1 protein-coding gene is annotated in these 1,032 nt (G+C 75.7%); it reads left to right on the forward strand.

Features of this window, described 5'->3' with window-relative positions:
- A partial coding sequence (locus tag D7231_RS35830) for a class E sortase (protein ID WP_147449931.1) occupies positions 1–976 on the forward strand: 976 nt, incomplete at its 5' end.
- Positions 977–1,032: the final 56 nt, after the last annotated feature.

The raw sequence follows: 1,032 nt of genomic DNA on the forward strand, positions 1-1,032 counted from the left end.
CCCCGCCGCGGGCGGGCGGGCCGCGCGGCGCCGCGCCGCAGCCGGGCAGGGGGCGCGGCGGCCGGCCGCCGGGACCGGACGGCGGCGGGCGAACGGCGGCCCCCGGCCCCCCGCGGGGTCCGCCGAAGAGGACCGCGACGAGCCGACGACCCCGCTGGCCACCGTCGACCCCGCCGAGCTGGCCCGCCGCCGCGCCGCCCGCGAGGCGGCCCCCGGGGAGCCCGAGGAGACCGGCGGCCGCGCCGCCCGCCGCCGCGCGGCGAAGGCCGCCGCCAAGGCGGCCAAGCAGACCGGCACCGCGATCAGCAACGTCATCGGCGAGCTGTTCATCACCACCGGCGCCCTGCTGCTCCTCTTCGTCGTCTACCAGCTGTGGTGGACCAACGTGGAGGCCCGCGCCCACGCCAGCGGCGAGGTGGACCGCCTCCAGGACAGCTGGCAGGGCGAGGAGGGCGCCGACGACCCCGCCCGCGACCCGGGCGCCTTCCAGCCGGGCCAGGGCTTCGCCGTCCTCTACCTGCCCACCCTGGACGTCGTCGTCCCCATCGCCGAGACCGTGGACCCCGAGAGCGTGCTGGACAACGGCATGGTCGGCCACTACACCGAGTCCGACCGCCTGCCCACCGCGATGCCCTGGGACGAGCAGGGCAACGTCGGCCTGGCCGGGCACCGCAACACCCACGGCGAGCCCTTCCGGTACATCAACCGGCTCCAGCCGGGCGACCCGATCGTCATCGAGACCCAGGACGCCTTCTACACCTACGAGATGACCAGCCGCCTGGACCAGACCCCGCCGTCCAACACCTCGGTGCTCGACCCGGTGCCCGAGCAGAGCGGGTTCACCGAGCCCGGCCGGTATCTCACGCTCACCACCTGCACGCCGGAATTCACGTCGACCTACCGCCTGATCGTCTGGGGGCAGATGATGGAAGAGCGTCCGCGGAGCGAAGGGAGGCCGGATGCCCTCGTCAACTGAGGAAGAGGTCCCTGAGGTGGCCGCCGGCCCCGAGCCCGCGCCCCGGCGCAGCCACC

It is taken from the genome of Streptomyces klenkii, assembly GCF_003626645.1.
GTDB classification, from domain to species: domain Bacteria; phylum Actinomycetota; class Actinomycetes; order Streptomycetales; family Streptomycetaceae; genus Streptomyces; species Streptomyces klenkii.